Source organism: Saccharomonospora azurea NA-128 (assembly GCF_000231055.2).
GTDB classification, from domain to species: Bacteria; Actinomycetota; Actinomycetes; order Mycobacteriales; family Pseudonocardiaceae; genus Saccharomonospora; species Saccharomonospora azurea.
Map to the genome: position 1 here is coordinate 664,126 of NZ_CM001466.1, position 22,238 is coordinate 686,363.

20 protein-coding genes and 1 pseudogene are annotated in these 22,238 nt (G+C 71.0%); 8 read left to right on the forward strand and 13 right to left on the reverse strand.

Features of this window, described 5'->3' with window-relative positions; genetic code table 11:
- The 5 genes from SACAZDRAFT_RS03165 to SACAZDRAFT_RS03185 form a co-directional block, all read right to left on the reverse strand.
- Nucleotides 1-1,176: SPFH domain-containing protein (locus SACAZDRAFT_RS03165; protein WP_232286415.1), on the reverse strand; the 1,176-nt coding region annotated here is incomplete at its 3' end.
- Nucleotides 1,177-1,299: 123 nt separating this feature from the next.
- Nucleotides 1,300-1,731: an NfeD family protein gene (locus SACAZDRAFT_RS03170; RefSeq protein WP_005438633.1), complete on the reverse strand. Its 432-nt coding sequence runs from the start codon at nucleotides 1,729-1,731 to the stop codon at nucleotides 1,300-1,302.
- Nucleotides 1,732-1,809: 78 nt separating this feature from the next.
- The gene (locus tag SACAZDRAFT_RS03175) at nucleotides 1,810-2,622 is read right to left on the reverse strand and encodes a DUF3097 domain-containing protein (protein ID WP_005438635.1); all 813 of its coding nucleotides are present in this window, start codon (nucleotides 2,620-2,622) and stop codon (nucleotides 1,810-1,812) included.
- An 81-nt stretch (nucleotides 2,623-2,703) separates the two neighbouring features.
- On the reverse strand, nucleotides 2,704-3,507 hold the full coding sequence (locus tag SACAZDRAFT_RS03180; RefSeq protein ID WP_085979336.1) for an SCO1664 family protein: 804 nt from the start codon (nucleotides 3,505-3,507) through the stop codon (nucleotides 2,704-2,706).
- Nucleotides 3,508-3,514: 7 nt separating this feature from the next.
- Nucleotides 3,515-4,093, reverse strand: a complete 579-nt coding sequence (locus tag SACAZDRAFT_RS03185; protein ID WP_005438639.1) for a DUF3090 domain-containing protein — start codon at nucleotides 4,091-4,093, stop codon at nucleotides 3,515-3,517.
- A gap of 83 nt (nucleotides 4,094-4,176) precedes the next feature.
- Here SACAZDRAFT_RS03185 and SACAZDRAFT_RS03190 point away from each other — a divergent pair, with 83 nt between their 5' ends.
- Genes SACAZDRAFT_RS03190 through SACAZDRAFT_RS03200 form a run of 3 tightly spaced genes read left to right on the forward strand, consistent with a single transcriptional unit; the run spans nucleotide 4,177 to nucleotide 7,538 of the window.
- On the forward strand, nucleotides 4,177-6,114 hold the full coding sequence (locus SACAZDRAFT_RS03190; protein ID WP_005438641.1) for a prolyl oligopeptidase family serine peptidase: 1,938 nt from the start codon (nucleotides 4,177-4,179) through the stop codon (nucleotides 6,112-6,114).
- A gap of 34 nt (nucleotides 6,115-6,148) precedes the next feature.
- The gene (locus SACAZDRAFT_RS03195; RefSeq protein ID WP_005438642.1) at nucleotides 6,149-7,051 is read left to right on the forward strand and encodes a S66 peptidase family protein; all 903 of its coding nucleotides are present in this window, start codon (nucleotides 6,149-6,151) and stop codon (nucleotides 7,049-7,051) included.
- Nucleotides 7,052-7,091: 40 nt separating this feature from the next.
- Nucleotides 7,092-7,538 carry a TIGR03668 family PPOX class F420-dependent oxidoreductase gene (locus tag SACAZDRAFT_RS03200; protein ID WP_005438644.1) on the forward strand — a complete coding sequence of 149 codons (447 nt, stop codon included), beginning with the start codon at nucleotides 7,092-7,094 and terminating at the stop codon, nucleotides 7,536-7,538.
- Here SACAZDRAFT_RS03200 and mptB read toward each other — a convergent pair.
- The 5 genes from mptB to SACAZDRAFT_RS03225 are packed head-to-tail and all read right to left on the reverse strand — an operon-like array spanning nucleotide 7,474 to nucleotide 14,444.
- Nucleotides 7,474-9,084, reverse strand: a complete 1,611-nt coding sequence (mptB, locus tag SACAZDRAFT_RS03205) for a polyprenol phosphomannose-dependent alpha 1,6 mannosyltransferase MptB (protein ID WP_005438645.1) — start codon at nucleotides 9,082-9,084, stop codon at nucleotides 7,474-7,476. The two genes, SACAZDRAFT_RS03200 and mptB, sit on opposite strands and share 65 nt — an antisense overlap.
- 14 nt (nucleotides 9,085-9,098) lie before the next feature.
- Nucleotides 9,099-10,760: a dipeptide ABC transporter ATP-binding protein gene (locus SACAZDRAFT_RS03210; RefSeq protein WP_005438647.1), complete on the reverse strand. Its 1,662-nt coding sequence runs from the start codon at nucleotides 10,758-10,760 to the stop codon at nucleotides 9,099-9,101.
- Complete coding sequence (locus SACAZDRAFT_RS03215; RefSeq protein WP_005438648.1) at nucleotides 10,760-11,641, reverse strand: ABC transporter permease; 882 nt, start codon at nucleotides 11,639-11,641, stop codon at nucleotides 10,760-10,762. The genes SACAZDRAFT_RS03210 and SACAZDRAFT_RS03215 overlap by 1 nt, the downstream gene beginning before the upstream one ends.
- Nucleotides 11,638-12,696: an ABC transporter permease gene (locus SACAZDRAFT_RS03220; protein ID WP_005438649.1), complete on the reverse strand. Its 1,059-nt coding sequence runs from the start codon at nucleotides 12,694-12,696 to the stop codon at nucleotides 11,638-11,640. The genes SACAZDRAFT_RS03215 and SACAZDRAFT_RS03220 overlap by 4 nt, the downstream gene beginning before the upstream one ends.
- Nucleotides 12,693-14,444 carry an ABC transporter substrate-binding protein gene (locus SACAZDRAFT_RS03225; protein ID WP_232286416.1) on the reverse strand — a complete coding sequence of 584 codons (1,752 nt, stop codon included), beginning with the start codon at nucleotides 14,442-14,444 and terminating at the stop codon, nucleotides 12,693-12,695. Before SACAZDRAFT_RS03225 ends, SACAZDRAFT_RS03220 begins: the two co-directional genes overlap by 4 nt.
- A gap of 198 nt (nucleotides 14,445-14,642) precedes the next feature.
- Here SACAZDRAFT_RS03225 and SACAZDRAFT_RS03230 point away from each other — a divergent pair, with 198 nt between their 5' ends.
- From SACAZDRAFT_RS03230 to SACAZDRAFT_RS03240, 3 genes are all read left to right on the forward strand, one after another.
- Nucleotides 14,643-15,461, forward strand: a complete 819-nt coding sequence (locus tag SACAZDRAFT_RS03230; protein ID WP_005438652.1) for a M55 family metallopeptidase — start codon at nucleotides 14,643-14,645, stop codon at nucleotides 15,459-15,461.
- A gap of 50 nt (nucleotides 15,462-15,511) precedes the next feature.
- The gene (locus SACAZDRAFT_RS03235; protein ID WP_005438654.1) at nucleotides 15,512-16,816 is read left to right on the forward strand and encodes a M20/M25/M40 family metallo-hydrolase; all 1,305 of its coding nucleotides are present in this window, start codon (nucleotides 15,512-15,514) and stop codon (nucleotides 16,814-16,816) included.
- A 129-nt stretch (nucleotides 16,817-16,945) separates the two neighbouring features.
- Nucleotides 16,946-17,935, forward strand: a complete 990-nt coding sequence (locus tag SACAZDRAFT_RS03240) for a malate dehydrogenase (protein WP_005438661.1) — start codon at nucleotides 16,946-16,948, stop codon at nucleotides 17,933-17,935.
- 58 nt (nucleotides 17,936-17,993) lie between these two features.
- Here SACAZDRAFT_RS03240 and SACAZDRAFT_RS23625 read toward each other — a convergent pair whose 3' ends face one another.
- Nucleotides 17,994-18,197, reverse strand: coding sequence for a hypothetical protein (locus tag SACAZDRAFT_RS23625; RefSeq protein ID WP_050983452.1), 204 nt, complete (start codon nucleotides 18,195-18,197; stop codon nucleotides 17,994-17,996).
- 152 nt (nucleotides 18,198-18,349) lie between these two features.
- On the opposite strand from SACAZDRAFT_RS23625, the gene SACAZDRAFT_RS23630 reads away from it, so the two are divergent.
- Complete coding sequence (locus tag SACAZDRAFT_RS23630) at nucleotides 18,350-18,559, forward strand: hypothetical protein (RefSeq protein WP_232286351.1); 210 nt, start codon at nucleotides 18,350-18,352, stop codon at nucleotides 18,557-18,559.
- 200 nt (nucleotides 18,560-18,759) lie between these two features.
- A pseudogene (locus SACAZDRAFT_RS22305) lies at nucleotides 18,760-19,425 on the forward strand (YwaF family protein); the annotation flags it as partial.
- A gap of 33 nt (nucleotides 19,426-19,458) precedes the next feature.
- Here the strand turns inward: SACAZDRAFT_RS22305 and SACAZDRAFT_RS03250 are convergent.
- A complete protein-coding gene (locus SACAZDRAFT_RS03250) occupies nucleotides 19,459-21,510 on the reverse strand; it encodes a M3 family metallopeptidase (protein ID WP_005438671.1) in 2,052 nt (683 codons plus the stop codon).
- Nucleotides 21,507-22,223 carry a histidine phosphatase family protein gene (locus tag SACAZDRAFT_RS03255; protein WP_005438672.1) on the reverse strand — a complete coding sequence of 239 codons (717 nt, stop codon included), beginning with the start codon at nucleotides 22,221-22,223 and terminating at the stop codon, nucleotides 21,507-21,509. Before SACAZDRAFT_RS03255 ends, SACAZDRAFT_RS03250 begins: the two co-directional genes overlap by 4 nt.
- Between the last annotated feature and the right edge of the window lie 15 nt (nucleotides 22,224-22,238).

The following is a 22,238-nucleotide window of genomic DNA, read 5'->3' on the forward strand; positions in this document are numbered from 1 at the left end:
GGGCGGCGCGCTCTGCGGCGGGGCGGGCGGAGGAACGGACTGGGTCGTCTCCTCCTGCTGCTCAGGTGCGGGTGGCTCGTCCTGCGGGCGGGAGCCCTTGAGCGCCGACACCGCCGGCGGCGGGGTGCCACCACCGGGCGTGTTCAGCGGGCTGGGCACCTCCTGGCGGGCGACGGCCTCGGCCTCGCGGACCGCTTCGGCGACCTTGGGGTCGGTGGAGGTGTCGAACCAGGCCGACACTTCCTCGTCGTCCATCGACGGTGACGGGGTCTCCTCGGCGGGCGGCTCGTAGCGGAAGACGCCGTCCTCGCCCTTCGCGCCGAACTGGCGGGCGAAGCCTTCGAGTGCCTTGCCGAAGTCGGAGGGCACCAGCCACACCTTGTTCGCGTCGCCCTGCGCCATCTGCGGGAGGGTCTGCAGGTACTGGTAAGCCAGTGCTTCCGGGGTCGGCCTGCTGGCCTTGATCGCGGCGAACACCTTCTCGATCGCCTTGGCCTGCCCCTGCGCCTGCAGGTAGCGGGCGGCGCGTTCACCCTGGGCGCGCAGGATGCGGGACTGCCGTTCCGCCTCCGCGGACAGGATCGCCGCCTGCTTGGAGCCCTCGGCCGCGAGGATCTGGCTCTGCTTCTGGCCCTCGGCGGTCTTGATGGCCGCTTCCCGCTCACCTTCCGCGGTGAGGATCATGGCGCGCTTCTCACGGTCGGCGCGCATCTGCTTCTCCATCGAGTCCTGGATGGAGGGCGGCGGGTCGATCGCCTTGAGCTCCACGCGGGCGACGCGGATACCCCAGCGGCCGGTGGCCTCGTCGAGCACGCCACGCAGCTGGTTGTTGATCTGGTCGCGGGAGGTCAGGGCGTCCTCCAGCGACATGCCACCGACGAGGTTACGCAGCGTGGTGGTGGTCAGCTGCTCGACGCCCACGATGTAGTTCGAGATCTCGTACACGGCCGCGCGGGAGTCGGTGACCTGGAAGTACACGACCGTGTCGATCGAGACCGTCAGGTTGTCCTGCGTGATGACCGGCTGCGGCGGGAACGACACGACCTGTTCGCGCAGGTCGACGCGGGCGCGCACCTTGTCCAGGAACGGCACCAGGAAGTTCAGTCCCGGCCCGGCGACGGTGCGGAACCGGCCGAGTCTCTCGATGACCGCCGACTGTGCCTGTGGGACCACCATCAACGCCTTCGCGATCGTGATGATCACGAACAGGGCGATGATGGCGACCACGATCCATGTTGTCGCGCCTTCCACGACCCTCTCCTAACTCGTGCCGTTCTGTTGTGGACACCGCGAAGGGTGTCAGGGTGAGGACGAGACGACGGCGGTCGCGCCGGCGATCTCGACGACCGTCACCGTTGTCCCGGGCTCGATGACCTCGGTGTCGGTCAGGCTGCGCGCCGACCACACCTCACCGGCGAGTTTGACCTGTCCCCCGGCGCTGTTCACGGTGGAGATCGTCACCGCGGTCGTGCCGAGCAGCGCGTCGGTGTTGGTGCGGACGTCCGTGCCGCTCAACAGTTTCCGCTTCAGCGCGGGGCGCGCCAGGATGATGAGCCCGGCGGAGGACACGCCGAACACGAGCACGTCGATGATCGGGTTGCCGGTCAGCGCGGCGGAGGCCGCTCCGGCCAGTGCTCCCAAGCCGAGCATCACGAGGACGAAGTCCCCGGAGAGCACTTCGGCCACGACGAGGACGAGTCCGACGATGAGCCAGATGATGGCCGCTGTCATGGGCTTATGCTCCCAGATCCCCGATCACGACACCGACTGGTTCCCATGCCGTGTCCCAGCTGTTATCTCGACTGTCCCTCACGTGCCGTCGCTGGTGACGAAATCGATCAAACGTTCGACCGCGCCCAGGAGCGGGGTCTCGATGTCGCGGAAACCGCGCACGCCCGCCAGGACGCGCCGCCAGCCGTCACTCGGCTCGCCCCAGCCGAGCGCATCGCACACACCGCTCTTCCAATCCGTCCCCTTCGGGACGGTGGGCCAGGCGGGGATGCCCACGCTCGCGGGTTTGATCGCCTCCCACACGTCGACGTACGGGTGGCCGGTGACGAGCACGTGCTCGTGGTCGACGGCGGCCACGAGCCGGGCCTCCTTGCTGCCGTCCACGAGATGGTCGACGAGCACCCCGAGCCGTCTGCCGGGGGCCGGATCGAACGCGGCGATCCGGTCGGCGAGGCCGTCCACCCCGTCGAGGGGCTCGACCACCACTCCCTCCACGCGCAGGTCGTGGCCCCACACCCGTTCCACGAGCTCGGCGTCGTGCAGGCCCTCGACCCAGATGCGGGAGCCGCGGGCGACGCGGGCGCGCAGGCCGTCGACACGCACCGACCCGGACGCCGACCGCGACGGCGCGGAGGAGCGCTGCGGGCGGGGCGGGACGAGCGTGACCGGTCGACCGTCGACCAGGAACGCCGCGGGCCCGAACGGGAACACCCGGTGCCGGCCGTGGCGGTCCTCCAACACGACGCCACCGGGTTCGCAACGCACCACCGCGCCGCAGAACCCGCCCGCCGCGTCCTCGACCACGAGTCCGGTCTCGGCCGGCACCTGCGGGACCTGCCGCCGCGCACGTCGGGGTGTGGCGAGCACGTCGTCATACGAATGGGAACGCACGGCCGTGACCGTAACCGCCGGACCGCTGCGTGCTGCGATGCCACGCCGGTGCGATCCCCGGCGCCGGTCCGGGGGCAGCGGTCAGAACAGCGGCCACGGCAGCGCGCGCCAGTCCTCGCCGGGCGCGGGGAAGGTGCCGTCGGCGAGCAGCGCGTCGCAGCGGTCGGCGACCGCCCGGATCTCCTCTCCCGTCAGGTGTTCGGCGAGCGCGGCCCCGAGGTCGCCGTCGAGGTCGACGCGCAGCTTGCCGAGCTTGTCCTCGACGTCGTCGGGCAGCGGCTGACCGATCCAGCCCCACAGCACGGTGCGCAGTTTCGGGTCGCTGTGCAGGCAGACACCGTGGTCGATGCCGTAGACGCGGCCGTCGACGCCGTGGAGGACGTGTCCGCCCTTGCGGTCGGTGTTGTTGACGACGACGTCGAGCGCCGCGAGTTCCCGCACGCCGGGGTGGTCGGCGTGGGCGAGGACGGCGGGGCGGCCGTCGGCGTCGTGGGCGTGGAGGACGACCCGCCACCCGTCGGGGACCGCGTCGGCGGGACACACCTCGACCAGGTCGGTGTCGGTGGTGTCGATCCACAGCTGCACCATGCCCTCGCCGAAGGGGCCGTCGCGGAGCACGGTGGGTGGGACGTGTCCCAGCCCGGACGCCGCCGAGATCAGGTAGGTGGCGGCTTCCCGGCCGGCGAGGGTTCCGTCGGGGAAGTCCCAGAGGGGCCGCTCCCCCGACACCGGCTTGTACACGGCGTGGGCGCTGACCCCGTCCAGTTCGAGGGTGCAGAAGAGGGTGAGGTTCGAGGCGTCCACGAGCCGGCCCTCGACGTCGAGCGTGCCGTGCGTGAGCAGTTCGGTGGCCGCGGGATCGGTGGCCTCCACGGGGTGCCCCACCGCGCGGTCAGTCCTCGTCGGCCACGTCGTTGCCGCGCCGGTATCCGTTCTGCCTCGGGCAGATGTGGCCGGTCGGGTCGAGGGGTTCGCCGCAGAGCGGGCACGGCTTGCGGCCTGCTTTGACGACCCGGTCGGCGCGGACGGCGAACGCGCGGGCGGCGGCGGGCGTGAGGAACACGCGCACCGCGTCGGGGCCTTCCTCGGTGTCGTCGAGCACGACGGCTTCGTCGATCTCGGTCTCGGTGATCGCGAGCAGTTCGATCACCACCGCCTTGCTCTCGGCGTCCCAGCCGAGGCCCATGGTGCCGACGCGGAACTCCTCCTCGACCGGCACGTCGAGCGGCTCGTTGTCGACGAGGTCGTCGCCGACGTCGTCGGGGACGTCGGCGCCGAACCGGCTGGCGATCTCGTCGAGCAGCGACGCCAGTCGTTCGGCGAGCACCTCGACCTGCTGCTTCTCGATCGTCACGCTGATCGTGCGCGTGTCCTCACGCGCCTGCAGGTAGAAGGTGCGATCGCCTGGTTGCCCGACGGTGCCCGCGACGAAGCGGTCGGGTTGACGGAAGACGTGGATGACACGAGCCATGGCATCTACGACCCTATGCCAACTCCCACGATCGGGCTCGTTCGGGGGCTGGAGTCTGTCGCAAGATCTTCTAGGCTGGCGCAATGCCTTCACTCGCGCCCTACGGCAGCTGGACATCCCCGATCGCTGCGCACGACGTGGCCGCGGCCGGTGTCACCCCGCAGTGGGTGGACGTCGTGGACGACGCGGTGTGGTGGGCCGAGTCGCGGCCCGCCGAGAACGGCAGGGTCGCACTGATGCGGTGGGTCGACGGCGTCGTGGACGAGGTGCTGCCCGCGCCGTGGAACGCACGTAACCGCGTCCACGAGTACGGTGGGCGCCCGTGGTTGGCGGTCGGTGACCTGGTGGTGTTCACGCACTGGGACGACCAGCGCGTCTACGCGCGGGATCTGCGCGACGGCACGGTCACCGCGCTCACTCCGGAGCCGGAGCGGCCGCAGGGTGTGCGGTTCGCCGATCTGCGTCCGGGACTGCCCGGTGAGGTGTGGGCGGTGCGGGAGCGGGTGCTGGGCACCGATCGCACCGACGTCGCGCGGGATCTGGTGGCGGTGCCGCTCGCGGGCGGTGAGCCGCGGGTGTTGGCCGCGTCCCACCACTTCCTCACCGCTCCGCTGCTGTCCCCGGACGGCCGTCAGGCGGCCTGGTTGGGGTGGGAGCACCCGGCGATGCCGTGGGACGAGACCTCGCTGTGCGTAGCCGACGTCGCGGCCGACGGCACGGTCGGGCCGCACCGGGTGGTGGCGGGCGGCGACGGGACGTCGGTGTGTCAGGTCGAGTGGGACAGCCCCGACGCGTTGCTCGTGCTCGCCGATCCGGGCGGGTGGTGGGTTCCCCATCGCGTCGTGCTCGACGACGACCGTGCGGCGGTGACGCCGTTGACCGCGGTCGAGGAGGAGCTGGGCGGGCCGCTGTGGAAGCTGGGGTCCCGCTGGACGACCGCCCTCGGCGGCGGCCGGCACGCGGTACTGACGTCGCAGGGCCTGGGTGTGCTCGACGAGGCGACCGGGTCGCTCACCGCGGTGGCGGAGGAGCTGACCGCGTGGACGCCGACACTGGCGCGGCACGGCGACGGTGTGGTGGGCGTGGCGGCCGGGCCGCGGCGCGGCGTGGGTGTCGTGCGCGTCGACCTGCGGGACGGGACGATCTCGGATTTGACCGATCCGCAGCCGACCCCGCCGGCGGAGTACCTGCCGGTGCCGCGGGTGCGCACGTTCCAGGCCGAGGACGGCAGCCGGATCCCCGCCTACGTGTACCCGCCGACGAACCCCGACCACGTCGGGCCCGACGACGAGAAGCCGCCCTACCTGGTGCACGTGCACGGCGGCCCCACGGGACGCAACCACGCGGTGCTCGACCTCGACTTCGCCTACTTCACCAGCCGCGGCATCGGTGTGGTCGCGGTGGACTACGGCGGGTCCACCGGCTACGGCCGCCGCTACCGGGAGCGGCTGCGGGGCCAGTGGGGTGTGGTCGACGTGGCCGACTGCGCCACCGTGGCGCAGGCGCTGGTCGACGAGGGTGTGGCCGACCCGCGGCGGTTGGCGATCCGCGGTGGCAGCGCGGGCGGGTTCACCGCGGCGGCGTCCATCACGTCGGTGCGGACGTACCGGGCGGCGACGGCGAAGTACCCGATCCTGGACCTGCTGCCGTGGAGCAGCGGCGGCGGCGAGACCCACGACTTCGAGTCCCGCTACGCCGAGGGTCTCGTCGGGCCGCTGCCGGACGTCGACGGCCGCTACACCGACCGCTCCCCCGTGCACAACCTCGACTCGCTCGCGGGCCCGGTGCTGCTGTTGCAGGGGCTGGAGGACGAGATCTGCCCGCCCGAGCAGGCGGAGCGGTTCGTCGCCGCGCTGAAGGGCAGCGGTGTGCCGCACGCGTTGGTGACGTTCGAGGGCGAGCAGCACGGGTTCCGCAAGGCGGACACGATCGTCGCGGCACTGGACGCCGAGCTGGCGTTCTACGGGGAGGTGTTCGGGTTCTCGGTCCCCGAGGTGCCGCCGGTGGAACTGAGGAGCTGACAGCGACGACAGGGGACGACAGGGGGAGGTGACCGTGCCCGCTCACGTGCGACCGGTACGGCCCGGTGACACGGTGGTGCTCGTGGCGTGTTCGGGCCCGGTGGACGCCGACGCGCTGGACGGCGGGGTCGAGGTGCTGGAGTCGTGGGGGCTGCGGGTGCGGATCGGGGGAAGCGTGCGCGCCCGGCATCCGCGGCTGGGGTACCTGGCGGGCAGCGATTCCGACCGGGCCCGTGATTTCCAGCAGGCCTGGCTGGATCCGGACGTCGCGGCGGTGATCTCCGCCCGCGGCGGCTACGGCAGTCAGCGCATGCTCGACCTGGTGGACTGGGAGGCGGTGCGGCGGGCGCCCGCGACCGCGTTCGTCGGATCCAGCGACGCCACCGCCGTGCACGCGGCGGTGGCCGCGCACGTCGGGAGCCCGACCGTGCTGGCGTCAATGCCCGCGACGGCCTACTTCGACGAGGTGGCGGCCGAGCATCTGCGGCTGGCGTTGTTCGAGCCGCACACGCCCCGCCCGCTGCCCAGCCCGAGGGCGGAGACGTTGCGGGGTGGACGCGCCCGGGGGCGTCTCGTCGGCGGCAACCTCACGGTGCTCGCGGCGAGTGTCGGCAGCACCGAGTCCTGGTCGGCGCGCGACGCGATCGTGGTGTTGGAGGACGTCGACGAGGAGCCCTACCGGATCGACCGGATGCTCACCCAGCTGTTGCGTTCGGGGTGGTTCGACGGGGTGGCGGGCCTGGCGCTGGGGTCGTGGACCGACTGCGGCGGGGATTGCGCGGTCGTGCGGGACGTGCTGTGCGAGCGGCTGGAGCCGCTCGGGGTGCCGATGGTGTGGCGCGTGAACGTGGGCCACCACCTGGGTGCGCTGGCGCTGCCGTTGGGGGTGCCGGTCGAGCTCGACGCCGACACCGGCACGCTCACCCCGCGGGTGTGACCGCCGCGGTCACGCCGGTGAGCCGCCTAGGCTCGCGCGTATGCGGATGGACGTGCCCACGGCGCGGCGGTTGTTCACGGCGGCGCGGGTGGCGAGGCTGGCGACCACGGACGCCGACGGGGTGCCACACGTGGTTCCGGTGACGTTCGCGGTGGACGGCGACGACGTCGTGTGGGCGGTCGACGCGAAACCGAAGACCACGACGGCCCTGCGACGCCTCCGCAACATCGCCGCGCGACCGGCCGTGTCGCTGCTGGTGGACCACTACGCCGAGGACTGGTCGACGTTGTGGTGGGTGCGCGCCGACGGGCACGCCACGATCGGCGACCCGGCCACGGACGCCGCGGCGGTGGCCGCGCTCGTGGCGAAGTACCCGCAGTACGGGACCACGCCACCGAGCGGGCCGGTCGTGCGTGTGCGGATCAGGACGTGGCGTGGGTGGTCGGCGACGGACCCTCCGCAGCCGGATCGGGTTCGGCGTCCTTGACCGGTTGGCGCTTCCACACGCCGATGAGACCGAGCGGGTCGGGCTTGAGCAGCGACGCCGCACCGTAGAGGCTGGCCGCGACGACACCGGCGATGAACCACCAGTCGTAGAGGCTCTGCTCACCGGTCGGGTAGTACACCAGCACCAGGAACATCGACACGGCCACCATGACGGCGAGGTGCACCCGACGCCACGAGAACGCCGACAGGATCACGAAGCCCCACGTCAGGTACCACGGCAGTGTCGGGGGCGCGAAGATCGCCACGGCGAGCAGCGTGATGCCCATGCGCATGATGGCCTCGCGGCCACCGTGGCGGGCCTTCCACCACTGCCACACCATCACTGCGATCAGCGCCACCCACGCCGCGCCGCGGGCCACGGTGACGAACGGTGACGACGGCACGTCGATGACGAGGTTCACGAGCGTGTGGGCGACCTCGCCGATGCCCGTGGGGAAGTTCAACCAGTTCGCGATCATCTGCGGCGCCTGCAGGCCGGTGACCCACCCGAGGTTGAGCGACCCGAGCGACACCCATGTTCCGGCGGCGAACACCACGCCGAAGATCGCCAACGACGGGGTGACGGCCTTGACGAAGCGCCGGAACAGGCTTTCCTCGTGCGGCAGGTGGTTGGCCCACACCCACACCAGGAACGGCAACGCCACGGCCGCCGTCGGTTTGATCAGCATGCCGACGGTGACGAGCACGATCGCGAGGGCGTGTTTGCGTTCCAGCGCGGCCCACACGCCGATGGTGAGGAACGCGAGCATGAGCAGGTCGTTGTGCGGGCCGCCGACGAGGTGGATCACCATCATCGGGCTGGCCACCGCCAGCCACATGGTCACGGGCAGCCGCCCACCGAGGTGGCGCACCAGCTTCGGCAACGCCCACAGCAGGCCCGCCAGGCCCGCCAGCAGGATCACCCGGGTCAGGATGACCCCGGCGATCATGTTGTTGCCGGTGATGCCGACGGTGTGTTCGGCCACCAGCAGGAACAGGGGCCCGTACGGCGCGGGTGTGGTCTGCCACAGTGGGTGCACGTTCTGCACCACGTCGGGCAGCACGTCCAGCGCGGCGGGCCCGTAGTCGTACGGGTCGAGCCCGTGCAGCAGCTGCGCGCCCTGCCCGAGGTAGGAGAACACGTCCCGCGTGAACAGCGGCGGCGCGATCAGCAGCGGCGCCATCCACGCGAACGCGGCGACGACGATGGGTCTGGTGCCGATGCGCCCGGCGAGGGCGTAGCGGCCCAGCCGCACCCACGCCCACACGACGAGTCCGAAACCGACGTACAGGACGGCGGTGGTAAGGGCGTGTCCGTGGCCGTACCGCATCCACGACAGCGGCCCGGTGCCGATGATCGGGTCACGGACGAGGATGCCTCCGGCGCCCAGCGACGCGAGCATCAGCACCACGCTGCCGATGACACCCATCGCGATGGTGCGGTACGGGAAGGGTGACGTCTCCCCGGCACGGGCGGTGTCCCGTGCTCCTGCGGTCTCCTCCGCGGGCGTCTCGGCGCTCGGCGCGGAATCGGTGGTGGTGGCCATACTGCGTTCTGAGGTTACACACCGCGACGGAATGCGCTCGTCGAAGGTGTCGGCAACGCCGCGAGCAGCGATCTGGTGTACTCGTGTCGCGGATTGAGCAGCACGGTCTCCACCGGTCCCTGCTCCACGATACGGCCCTGGTGCATCACCGCGACGCGGTCGGCGATGGCCCACGCCAGTCCGAGGTCGTGGGTGATCACCAGCGCGGCGAGTCCGAGGTCCCGCCGGAGTCGCAGCAGCAGCGCGAGGATCTCGTTGCGCACCGTGGCGTCGAGCGAGGCCACCGGTTCGTCGGCGATCAGCACGCTGGGTTCGCAGGCCAGCGCGCCCGCGATGACCACGCGCTGCCGCTGCCCGCCGGACAGCTCGTGGGGCAGCCGCGACAGGTACCGTTCGGCCGGCCGCAGCTCGGCCGCTTCCAGCGCGGCGACGACGATGTCGCGTTCCTCGCCCGCGAGCTTGTGGATGCGGGGGCCCTCGGCGACCGCCTCGTACACCGTGTGCCGGGGGTTGAGGGCGCTGGTGGGGTCCTGCAGCACCAGCTGCACGCGGCGCCGGTAGGCGCGCAGCCCGGACATCGACGTCGGCAGCAGGGACCCGTCGAACAGCACCGATCCCGAGGTCGGTTTCTGCAGCCCGAGCATGGTGCGCGCCAGGGTCGTCTTGCCCGATCCGGACTGCCCGACCAGGGCCACGATCTCGCCGCGCCGCACGCCCAGGTCCACGCCGTCGACGGCCCTCACCACCTGCCGGGACCGGTCACGGAACGTGACGACGAGGTCCCGGGCGGCCAGGATCTCTTCGTCCGGGGCGCCCTCGGTGCCCTCGGTGTCTCCGCCGATCACCGCGGTGTCACGGTCGGTGACCATGCGGGACTCCGGGTCGCCGATGCGGTGGATCGCGGCGGCCAGCGCCCGCGTGTGGTCGTGGCGGGGGTTGTCGAACACCTCGCCCGACGGGCCCTCCTCCACCACCTCACCCCGGTACATCACCGCGACCCGCTCGCAGGTCTGCGCCAGCACACCCAGGTCGTGGCTGATCATGACGAGCCCGATGCCGCGCTGGGCGACGAGGTCGCTCAGCAGCCGCAGCACCTGGTCCTGCACCACCACGTCCAGCGCGGTGGTCGGCTCGTCGGCCACGATGAGCTTCGGTTCGCACGCCAACGCCATCGCGATCATGACGCGCTGTTTCTGCCCGCCGGACAGCTCGTGCGGGTAGGCGTTCGCACGTTCCGGGGGCAGGTCCACCTGCCGCAGCAGCTCGGCCACGCGGTCCTTCGTGGCCCCGTTCGTGGTGGTGTGCAGCCGGATCGGCTCGGCGATCTGCTCCCCCACGGTGCGCACCGGGTTCAACGCGTGCATTGCGCCCTGGAACACGATCGACGCCGCCGACCAGCGCACCGCGCGCAGCCGGCCCCACCGCATCGTGTTGACGTCCTCGCCGTCCAGCAGCACCTCGCCGGTGACGGTCGCGGACTTCGGCAGCAGCCGCAGCAGGCTCATCGCCACGGTGGACTTGCCCGAGCCGGACTCGCCCGCGATGCCCAGCGTCTCACCCGCCCGCAACGTGAGGTCGACGTCGCGCACCGCGGGTACCTCGCCGCCCGCGGTGCGGTAGGTGACCCCGAGGTCGCTCAACCGGAGCAAGGGGGTCTCAGGCGTCTCCGGCGCCATCACTGTCCTCTCAACCTCGGATTGAGCACGGTCTCCAACGCCCGGCCCACCAGCGTGAAGCACAACACGATCACGACGATCGCCAGCCCGGGCGGCAGCAGGTACCACCAGGCGCCCGCGCTCACCGAACCCGACGACAACGCCGACTGCAACATCGAGCCCCACGACACCGCGCTCGGGTCGCCCAACCCGAGGAACGACAGCGTGGACTCGGCGATGATCGAGTTGCCGACCACGAGCGTCGTGTTCGCCAGCACCAGCGGCAGCACCGACGGCAGCACGTGCCGCCCCAGGATGTGGGCGTGGCCGCCGCCGAGCGCGCGGGCCCGCTCTACGAACGGTCTGCTCTCGATCGTCAGGGTCTGCGCCCGCACCAGCCGCGCGGTCGCGGGCCACGACGTCACGCCCACCGCGAGCACGATGGTGGCGATGCCCTGCGGCAGCACGGTCGACAGCGCGATCGCCAGCACCAGCGACGGCAGCACGAGGAAGAAGTCGGTGAAGCGCAGCAGCACGCTGGACACCCAGCCGCCGAAGTGCCCCGCCGCCAGTCCCACCAGGGTGCCGATGACCACGGACAGGATCGTCGCGGCGAACCCGACCAGCAGCGACACCCGCGCGCCCCACAGCGTCAGCAGCAGCACCGAGCGGCCGTCGACGTCGGTGCCGAGGAGGAATTCGAGGCTCGGCGGCTCCAGCGGCGTACCGGGGGCGGTGGTGACGTTCAGGTCGGCGGCATCGGTGAACAGCGGCGCGGTCACCGCCAGCACGACCACCGCCGCGAGCACGCCCAACCCGATCAGCCCGCCGCGCTGCCCGCGGAACTCGCTCCACACCGACGCGACCGCCGCGCGCCGGCGCTGCCACACAGGAGAGGTCATGACTCACGCACCCTCGGGTCCAGCACCCGGTACAGCAGTTCCGCGACCAGGTTCATCAGCAGCACCGATCCCGCCAGCACCACGAACACGCCCTGCAGCAACGGCAGGTCGGGACCCCGCAACGCCTGGTACGTCAACAACCCCAGGCCCGGCCACGAGAACACCGTCTCGACCGTCACCGTGCCCGACACGACCATGCCGAACTGCAGGAACACCAACGTCACCGTCGGCAACAGCGCGTTCGGCACCGCGTGCCGCCGCCGCACGAGGTCGTCGCGCAAGCCCTTCGCGCGCGCGGTCGTGAGGTAGTCGGCGCCCATCTCCTCCAGCAGCGACGAGCGCATCACGAGCATGTACTGGGCGTAGATCACCGCCAGCAGCGTCACGCACGGCAGCACGAGGTGGTGCGCCACGTCGAGGACCTGCGCCACCGGATCGTCCGGGAGCACCGGGGAGCGCATGCCCCGGCTCGGGAACAACCCCTGGGTGGCGATCAGCAGCAGCAGACCGAGCCAGAACTGCGGCACCGACCACAACGTCAACGCCACACCGGTGTTGACCCGGTCGAACGTGCTGCCCCGGCGCCACGCGGCGCGCACGCCCAGCCACAGCCCGAGCGCCACCGCCAGCACCGTCGCCGTCCCCACCAGCAGCACGGTGGGCCAGAACCGCTCGCCGATCATCTCCGAGACCGGCCGGTTGTACACGTAGGAGGTGCCGAGGTCGAACCGCAGCAGTCCCGACACGTAGTCGACGAACTGTTCGGGGATCGACTTGTCCAGCCCCAGTCGTTCCCGCAGGGCGGCCAGTTGTTCCGGGCTCGTGGGCCGGTCGCGGGTCATCGTCGCGACCGGGTCGCCCGGGATCATGCGGAACAGCAGGAACCCGAGCACCACCACGAGCGAGAAACTGGCCAGCGCCCCACCCAGTTTGGAGGCGACGAACCGCACCGTCGGGGGAAGCGCCTTCACACCAGCGGCGCCGCGCCGCCCCGAGCCTCGGGGGCCCGGATCCGGCGCGGCGTCGGTCGACGTCACCGTCACGCTCGACGTCACTCCCTGTCGTCGGTGGAGGAGCGGCGGCGCGCGACCACGGTGCCGCCGACGGCGACCAGCGCGAGCGCACCGGCGCCCAGCGCCACCCACACACCGGCGGACAGGCCGGAGTCGTCACCGGCGGCACCCTCCACCGGCTTCGCGCCGTAGAAGCCCCAGTAGCCGGTCTGCTCCATGATCTGGCCCTCACCCTCCGGCTGCTGCACGAAGCCGGTGAAGCGGTCCGACCGGTAGGCCTCCAGCACCATGTCGTAGCCGAGCACGTAACTCGGCACCATTTCGTAGTAGCGGGCCTGCGCCTCGCGGACGAGTTCCGCGCGCTTGGCCGGGTCGAGCTCCGCCGACTGCTGCGCGTACAGCTTGTCGTAGGTCTCGTCGCAGAAGAACGCGTTGCTACTGCTGCTGCCCGATGACGCGGGCAGCGCGGCGCACGTCTGCTTGGCGAGGATGTAGTCGGGGTCCGGGTTCGTGCCCCAGCCCGAGAACGCGAGGTCGTAGTGGCCCGAGGACGTGGTCTCGTCCACCTCGTTGTCCGACACCAGGTTCTTCGTGACCGCGATGCCGATGTCCTTCAACCAGGACACGAGGTAGTCGCTCGCGCGCTGCGCATAGTCCTCGCTGGCCCGCCCGGTCAGGCGGAACTCCAGCCGGTTGCCGTCCGGGTCGACGCGGATCCCGTCCGGGCCCCGCTCGTAGCCCGCCTCGTCGAGCAGCGCGTTGGCGGCCGCGGGGTCGAACTCGTAGCGCACGTCGTCGCCCGGCTGGTAGTGGAAGTCCTCGTAGATCGGCGGGACGAGGCTGCCGGGCATCTCGCCGTAGCCGCCGAGCACCTTGTCGACCAGCACCTTCGGGTCGATCGCCATGGCGATCGCGCGCCGCACCTCGACGTCGCGCAGCGCCGGGTGGCCGTCACCGATCTCGTCGCCCTCGGCGTTCTGCGCGCCCGGGTTCATCAGCAGTTCGCGGTAGCGGCGGCCCGACGACTGGTTGGTCTCGATGCCGTCCTCGTTCTGCAGGCTGTCGAACTGGGCCTGCGTGAGCCGGTTGATGAAGTCCACCTCGCCGTTGCGTAGCGCGTTGACCGCCGCGTCGGCGTTCTCGAACTTGATGAAGTGCAGCTCGTCGTAGGCCGGGGCGCCCCGCCAGTAGTCCTCGTTCGCGGTCATCCGCACGAGCTCGTTGGGCCGGTACTCCGCGATCAGGAACGGGCCGCTGCCCACGCCCACGACGTCGACGCTGTCGGTGACCGGGTCGTGCATGTCGTCGATGTCCGACCACACGTGCTCCGGCACGATCGGCACGTCCAACGCCGTCATGCTCGCCTGCGGTTCCTTCGTCTCGATCACCAGCGTGTGCTCGTCGGCCGCGGTGACCTCGTCGAAGTTCTCGACGTAGCTGCCGTTCGCCTCCGCCGCCTTCGCATCGGACATGATCTTGTTGAAGGTGAACGCGGCATCCTCCGCCGTGACCGGCTCACCGTCCGACCACGTCATCCCCTCGCGGATCGTGAACGTCCACGTGAGTTTGTCCTCCGACGCCTCCCACGACTCGGCCACCCCACCCGTCGGCGTGGCGTCCTCGGACGACGGCAACGTGAGGAACTCCCACGAGAACCGGCCGATCATCGCGCTCGACGAGAAACTCGCGGTGAACGGGTTCAGGTGGTCGATCTCCTGCACCAACGCCACCCGCAACACCTGCGGCGAGGAGTCCTGCGCGGCCGCCACGGGCACCAACGGCCCCACCATCGACAACGCCGCGGCCGCCGCGCCCACGGGCGCGAGCCGACGCCGAACACGAATCCAACTCACTGTGTACACCTCACTGTGATGCGAGAGGATGCCGGAGCGGAAAAGTAACCACTCTCCACACAGAGATGTCAACGATTTGCGCTCGCCGGTGTGCAACCTGTGACTTCGCGGCTAGGTTGGACACCCGTGAGGATCATGATTTCCGCCGACATGGAAGGCGCCACCGGCGTCACCTGGACAGACGACGTCGTCCCCGGCACCGAGCAATGGCAACGGTTCCGCCGCCTGTTCACCGGCGACGTCAACGCCGTCATCGCCGGTCTCACCGACGGCGGCGCCACCGACATCCTCGTCAACGAAGCACATTCGTCCCAGCGCAACGTGCTCCTCGAGGACCTCGACCCGCGCGCCCGCATGCTCACCGGACGCCACAAACCACTGTCGATGATGGAAGGGATCGACAGCGGCGTCGACGGTGTCGTCTTCCTCGGCTACCACGCCGGCGCCGGCTGCGACGGCGTGCTCTCCCACACCTACCTGCCCAACCAGATCACCGGCGTGTGGCTCGACGGCGTCCCCGCCAGCGAAGGCCGCCTCAACGCCGCGCTCGCCGCCGAACACGGCGTGCCCGTCCTCCTCGTCAGCGGCGACGACAAGACCTGCGAGGACGCCCTCGACTACGCACCCGACGCCGCCACCGTCGCCGTCAAACAGTGCGTCAGCCGCTACGCCGCCATCTGCCTGCCCCCGTCGCGCACCAGCGCGGACCTCACCGTCGCCGCCACCCGAGGCATGCGCCTCGCCGGACGGGGCACCCCCACCACGACAGCGCACCACATCGACGTCGAGTTCGACGCCAGCCACCTCGCCCAGGCGGCCGCCGTCATCCCGACCGTCGAACAGACCGGCGTCCGCACCGTCGGCTTCGACGCCCCCACCATGACCGACGCCATGAAGGCCTTCAAGATCGTCACCGCCATCGCCGACGGCGCCGTGCAGGGCAAGTACGGCTGACGACCCGCGACAAACCGACACCACGAACGAACAAAGGGCGGTGTGACCCCGTGACAGCCGATGTCGTGGACCTCTGTTCCCAGCTGGTCCGCTTCGACACCACCAACCACGGCGCAGGCGACGCCCGCGGCGAACGCGACGCCGCCGAATTCTGCGCCACCACCCTCGCCGCCGCGGGCATCGAACCCACGATCCTCGAATCCGCGCCCCGACGCGCCAACGTCGTCGCCCGCGTCCCCGGCGAGAACCCGGACCTGCCCGCGCTCCTCATCCAGGGACATCTCGACGTCGTCCCCGCCGACCCCGCCGAGTGGAGCGTCGACCCGTTCTCCGGCACCGTCGCCGACGGCTACGTCTGGGGGCGCGGCGCCGTCGACATGAAGGACTTCTGCGCCACGGTCCTGGCCGCCCTCAGCTCGCTGGCCGCCACCGGACGCCGCCCCCGGCGCGACATCGTCCTCGCCTTCGTCGCCGACGAGGAGGACCGCGGCGAGTACGGAGCGCACTGGCTCACCGCCCACCACTCCGACCTCTTCACCGACTGCGCCGCCGCCGTCAGCGAGTCCGGCGGCTACACCTACCACGTCCGCGCCGCCGACGGACGCACCGTCCGCCTCTACCCCGTGGGCACCGCCGAACGCGGCACCGCCCACCTCAGGCTCACCGCCCGTGGCCGCGCCGGACACGGCTCCCGACGCAACGACGCCAACGCCGTCACCCGCCTCGTCGACGCACTCCACGCGCTCGCCGCCCACCGCTGGCCCGTCGTGCTCACCCCCACCGTCGAGGCGTTCCTCGAACGCACCGGCAAAGCCCTCGGCGTCGACGTCGACCTCCACGACATCGACGCCACACTCGACCGCCTCGGCGACGCCGCACCCCTCGTCGAGTCCACCGTCCGCAACAGCGTCACCCCGACCGTCCTGTCCGCCGGCTACAAGGTCAACGTCATCCCCGGCGTCGCCGAAGCCCACGTCGACGGCCGGGTCCTCCCCGGCACCGAGGCCGCGCTGCTGTCCGAGGTCGACGCCCTCATCGGCCCCCACGTCGAACGCGAGTTCCTCTCCCGCAGCCCCTCCGTCGAGGCCCCCGTCGACTCGCCCTGGTTCGACGCGATGGCCGACGCGCTGCGCTCGCAGGACCCCGACGCCGTGGTCGTCCCGTACTGCCTGGGCGGCGGCACCGACGCCAAGGCGTTCAGCGAACTCGGCATCGACTGCTACGGCTTCGCGCCCCTGTGGCTGCCCGAAGGGTTCGACTACCGCGCCATGGCCCACGGCGTCGACGAACGCGTTCCCGTCGACGGCCTGCGGTTCGGCGCCCGCGTCATGGAACACCTCCTGCTGAACGCCTGACCCGCACGGCTCGGGTGATCATGCCAACAGCGCTCAATCGGTACAGGTGAGATGACGCACCCGGGCCGGAAGGCGCTCGACCGATAACATCCCGGATACAAGCACTGAAACCGTCAGCAGGAGAACGTCATGACGCAGGCCCCTGTCAACGTCACCGTCACCGGCGCCGCCGGCCAGATCGGCTACGCGCTGCTGTTCCGCATCGCGTCCGGCCAGCTGCTCGGCCAGGACACGCCGGTGCGGCTGCGGCTGCTGGAGATTCCGCAGGCGGTGAAGGCGGCGGAGGGCACCGCTCTCGAACTCGAAGACGGAGCCTTCCCGCTGCTGGCGGGGATCGACATCTTCGACGACCCGAAGCAGGCCTTCGAGGGCACCAACGTCGCCCTGCTCGTCGGCGCCCGCCCCCGCACCAAGGGCATGGAGCGCGGTGACCTCCTCGAAGCCAACGGCGGCATCTTCAAGCCGCAGGGCGAGGCCATCAACGCCGGCGCCGCCGACGACGTCAAGGTACTGGTGGTGGGCAACCCCGCGAACACCAACGCGCTGATCGCCAAGGCCCACGCCCCCGACGTCCCCGCCGAGCGGTTCACCGCGATGACCCGCCTCGACCACAACCGCGCCGTCGCCCAGCTCGCCAAGAAGCTCGGCGTCGCCGTCACCGACATCAGGAAGCTGACGATCTGGGGCAACCACTCCGCCACCCAGTACCCCGACATCTTCAACGCCGAGGTCAAGGGCCAGAACGCGGCGGAGGCCGTCAACGACCAGGCGTGGCTGGAGAACGAGTTCATCCCGCGGGTCGCCAAGCGCGGCGCCGAGATCATCGAGGCGCGGGGCGCGTCCTCGGCCGCGTCGGCCGCCAACGCCGCCATCGACCACGTCTACGACTGGGTCAACGGCACCCCGGAGGGCGACTGGGTGTCCATGGGTGTGCCCTCCGACGGCTCCTACGGTGTTCCCGAGGGCCTGATCTCGTCGTTCCCGGTGGTCTGCAAGAACGGCTCCTACGAGATCGTGCAGGGCCTGGAGATCAACGACTTCTCCCGCTCCCGCATCGACGCCTCCGTCGGCGAACTCGTCGAGGAGCGCGACGCGGTCACCAAGCTCGGTCTCGTCTGATCCGACGCCGCCTCGCGTGGAGGGTCGGCCACCGTCGCGCCGACCCTCCACGGCCGGATCACTTCATCCACACGACCGGGTCGTCGCTGTAGTCGTCGCGATCGAACGCGGCACCCGCGCGCCCCGGGTGCGCCGCCTGCACCGAGCACGACTCGTCGGACGCGCCCGCCGTCGAGAAGTCGGCGTCGGCCGACGCGGTCACGCACTTGCCCTCGACGTCCCCGGTGACGAAGACACCGGTGTAGTCGCCGTCCGACGCCACCGCCTGCAGGTTTCAGCGAGCTGTAGGCCAGGTCGGTGCCCCCGACGTTCTCCACCGTGTACTTCACGATGTCGGTCACGGTGGTCGCGATCGTTCCCTCCGACTCGCCGTAGCGGTACGGCACCGTCGCGGTCTCGCTGACCCTCAACGTCGTGCCCGGTGGAGTGAACTCCTGCTCCGCGGCACTGCTGTCGGTCGGTGCGGAGCTCGCGCCGACCGCGCTCGTCGACGCAGCCGTCGTCTCGTTCTCCACACCGGCGCGTGCACTGCCCTCGTCGCTGCCGCTGCACGCCGACAATCCGAATCCCTCCAATGGGATCATCTTCGGTTACGCCGAATCGATGGAGCAGAGCTGTGAGTGAGGATCCGTCCGACCCGGCGGTGACGTGGCGTCCGTGCCTGGTGTGTTCGCGTGGTGTCGGGAGGCAAGAGTGATGAACGAGGCGAGGCGGACGCCATAGTGCCCGGATGTATAGACCACCATGACACCGGCGGTGTCGGTCCGGCTCGGGCCCCGCGACCATGAGGACGGGAGCACACCCACCCCGCTCCCACCCCAGTCATGATCACGACGGCAGCGCAGGACCAGTTCACCGCCTACGGTCTCTCGCACTGGGCGGTGCTCGTCGTGTTCGCCGCCGGCGCCGCCGCTGCCGTCCGCGTCGGCCGAGCGCACTGCCACTCCCCTGCGCAACGCCGCGTCAGCCGGGGCTTCGGTGTGGTGCTGCTCGCTCTCGACGTCGCCGCACTCGCCTACACCCTGACCGCCCGCGAGGAGAGCCTGGTCGACAGCGTGCCCCTGCACCTGTCCGACCTCGCCGGGTTCGTCGCCGCCTACGCACTGCTGACGCACTCCCGCCGCGCCGTCGCCCTCACCTACTACTGGTGCCTCACACTGTCACCGCAGGCGCTGTTCTTCCCCGTCCTGGACAGCCCGGACTTCCCGCACCACGAGTTCCTGGCGTTCTGGAGCCTGCACCTGCTCGTCGTGTGGGCGGCCGTCTACCTCACCTGGGGAGTCGGCCTGCACCCCACCTGGCGCGACTACCGCACCACGGTCGTGATCACCGCGTGCTGGGCCGCCACCGCGATGCTCGTCAACAGCGCCACGGGCACCAACTACGGCTTCCTCAACCGCAAACCCGAGAGCGGCTCGGTACTCGACCTGCTCGGCCCCTGGCCCTGGTACGTCGTGGCGGAGGTCGCGCTCATCCTCGCCACGTGGGCGGCTGGCCGACCTGACCGCCCACGCCGTCCACCGTCACGCTCCCGCGAGTCCCCGGCGCTTCAGCAGCGGCTCGATCTCCGGATCACGGCCCCGGAACGCCCGGAACGCCGCCATCGGGTCCGTGCTCCCGCCGCGCGACAGCAGCTTCCGCCGGAAATGGTCACCGTTCGCGCGCGTGAGACCGCCGTTCTCGCGGAACCACTCCACCGTGTCGGCGTCGAGGACCTCGCTCCAGATGTAGGAGTAGTAACCCGCCGAGTAGCCGTTGCAGAAGATGTGCGCGAAGTACGTGCTGGCGTAGCGCGGCGGCACCTCCGGCACCGCCACCCCGGCCTTCTCCAACGCCTGCGCCTGGAACGCGGCCACATCGTCGACCGTGGTGTCCGCGTCCAGCGTGTGCCACGCCAGGTCGAGCAGGGACGCCGCCAGGTACTCGGTGGTCGCGAAACCCTCGCCGTATGAGCGGGACTCCTGCAGCTTCTCCACCAGCCGCTGCGGCAACGGCTCACCCGTGCGGTAGTGGCGGGCATAGTTGGCCAGCACCTCCGGCCACAACACCCACATCTCGTTGACCTGCGACGGGAACTCCACGAAGTCCCGGGGCACGTTCGTGCCCGCGAACGTCGGGTACCGCGTGTCCGACAACAGCTCGTGCAACGCGTGCCCGAACTCGTGGAACGTCGTCTCCACCTCGTCGAAGGACAGCAGCGTCGGCTCGCCCTGCGGCGGCTTGGTGATGTTGAGGTTGTTCACCACCACGGGCTTGCGGTCGAGCAGCCGCGACGGCACCCGGTAGGAGTTCATCCACGCGCCACCGCGCTTCGACTCGCGCGCGTAGTAGTCGCCGAGGAACAGTCCCAGCGGGCTGCCGTCGGCGTCGAACACCTCGAACACCCGCACGTCCGGGTGGTAGGTCGGCAGGTCGTGGCGCTCGGTGAACGTCACCCCGTACAGCTTCGTCGCCGCGTGGAAGACGCCGTCCTTCAGCACCCGGTCGAGCTCGAAGTACGGGCGCAACTCGGCGCCGTCGACGTCGAACCGGCGACGACGCACCCGCTCGGCGTAGAACGCCCAGTCCCACGGCTCCAGCGGGTGGTCCTCACCGGAACGCGCGATCTCCTCGGTCAGCTCCGCCGCCTCGGCGCGCGCGTTCGCGACGGCCACCGGCGCGAGCCGGTGCAGCAGGTCGGTGGCCGCCTGCGCGGTGCCCGCCGTCTGGTCCTCGATCGCGTACGCCGCGTGGTGCGGGTACCCCAGCAACGCGGCCCGCTCGGCCCGCAGCCGCGCGATCCGCAGCAACACGGCCTTGTTGTCGTGCTCGCCGCCGCGGTTGCCGCGCGCGACCGACGCCCGGAAGAGACGCTCGCGCACGCTGCGGTTCTCCAGCGACGACAGCAGCGGCTGCGCCGTCGGCAACGACAGGCTCAGCAGGTACTTGCCGTCCTCGTCCCGCGCCGTGGCCGCCTCGGCCGCCGCCGCGATCGTCGCCTCCGACAGACCGGCCAGCTCGGCCCGGTCGGTCACCAGCACCGCGAGGTCGTTCGTGTCGGCCAGCAGGTTGTCCTGGAACCGGGTCGCCAGCGACGACAACTCGGTGTTCAGCTCACGCAGGCGCGCCTTCTCGGCCTCCCCCAGCGCCGCACCGGCGCGCACGAAGTCCAGGTGGTAGCGCCGCAGCAGCCACGCCGACTCCTCGTCCAGCCCGAGCGAGTCCCGGTCCTCGTACAGGCGCTCGACCCGCGCGAACAACGCCGCGTCGAGGTGGATGGCGTCCGAGTGCGCGGCCAGTTTCGGCGCGATCTCGGCGTGCACGGCCCGCAGCGTGTCGTCGGTGTGGGAGGCGTTGAGGTTGAAGAACACCTCCGCCACCCGGTCGAGCAGCTCACCGGAACGCTCCAGAGCAACGATCGTGTTGTCGAACGTCGGCGGCTCCGGGTTGTCGGCGATGGCCCGCACCTCGGCGGCCTGCTCGGCCATGCCCGCCTCGAACGCGGGCAGGAAGTGCTCGCTCGAGATGCGGTCGAACGGCGGCAGCTCGTACGGCAGCTCACTCGCCGTCAACAGCGGGTTGTCCACAGTCGTCACTCTCGGTCCTTTCGTCCAGTCGACCCACCGACCACCGCGTCGGAGGACAGCCCGCCACTCCGGCGCCGCCGCTTCGGCTTCGGCGGCACGATCCCGCTCAGCTCGCCCCCGCAGTCGTTCATGCGCAGCACGAACGACCGGGTGTCGGTGTAGCGGATCACCGACACCGACGCCGGGTCGACCACCGTGCGCTGAAACAGGTCGAGGTGCTGGCCCAGCGCGTCGGCCAGCACCGCCTTGATCACATCGCCGTGGGTGCACGCCACCCACACCGCGTGCTCACCGTGCTCGGCGGTGACGCGCGCGTCGTGCGCGCGCAGCCCGGTCACGGCCCGCACCTGCATGTGGGCGAGACCCTCTCCACCGGGGAACACGGCCGCCGACGGCTGCGACTGCACCACCTTCCACAGTGGCTGCTTGGCCAGTTCCTTCAACGGCCGGCCCGACCACTCGCCGTAGTCGACCTCGGACAGTCGCGCGTCGGTGCGCGGGGTCAGCCCGGTGGCCTTGACCAGCGGGGCCACCGTCTGCCGGCAGCGCAGCAGCGGGGACGTCACCACGGCGGCCAGCGGCACGTCCGCCAGCCGCGACACCAGGCGTTCGGCCTGCGCGCGACCGACCTCGTCCAGGGCGACCCCGGCGGTGCGTCCGGCCAGGACACCCGCCGTGTTCGCCGTCGACCTGCCGTGCCGGAGCAGGATCACAGTAGCCACCACGCCACCCTACGG

Excerpts from the sequence above, each read along its gene's own strand:
- SACAZDRAFT_RS03210 (WP_005438647.1), bottom strand. The coding sequence starts at position 10,760 with ATGGCGCCGGAGACGCCTGAGACCCCCTTGCTCCGGTTGAGCGACCTC.
- mptB (WP_005438645.1), bottom strand. The coding sequence starts at position 9,084 with ATGGCCACCACCACCGATTCCGCGCCGAGCGCCGAGACGCCCGCGGAG.
- SACAZDRAFT_RS03185 (WP_005438639.1), bottom strand. The coding sequence starts at position 4,093 with ATGGCTCGTGTCATCCACGTCTTCCGTCAACCCGACCGCTTCGTCGCG.
- SACAZDRAFT_RS03200 (WP_005438644.1), top strand. The coding sequence starts at position 7,092 with ATGCGGATGGACGTGCCCACGGCGCGGCGGTTGTTCACGGCGGCGCGG.
- SACAZDRAFT_RS03215 (WP_005438648.1), bottom strand. The coding sequence starts at position 11,641 with ATGACCTCTCCTGTGTGGCAGCGCCGGCGCGCGGCGGTCGCGTCGGTG.
- SACAZDRAFT_RS03230 (WP_005438652.1), top strand. The coding sequence starts at position 14,643 with ATGATTTCCGCCGACATGGAAGGCGCCACCGGCGTCACCTGGACAGAC.
- SACAZDRAFT_RS03225 (WP_232286416.1), bottom strand. The coding sequence starts at position 14,444 with ATGGTGGGGCCGTTGGTGCCCGTGGCGGCCGCGCAGGACTCCTCGCCG.
- SACAZDRAFT_RS03190 (WP_005438641.1), top strand. The coding sequence starts at position 4,177 with ATGCCTTCACTCGCGCCCTACGGCAGCTGGACATCCCCGATCGCTGCG.
- SACAZDRAFT_RS03240 (WP_005438661.1), top strand. The coding sequence starts at position 16,946 with ATGACGCAGGCCCCTGTCAACGTCACCGTCACCGGCGCCGCCGGCCAG.
- SACAZDRAFT_RS03170 (WP_005438633.1), bottom strand. The coding sequence starts at position 1,731 with ATGACAGCGGCCATCATCTGGCTCATCGTCGGACTCGTCCTCGTCGTG.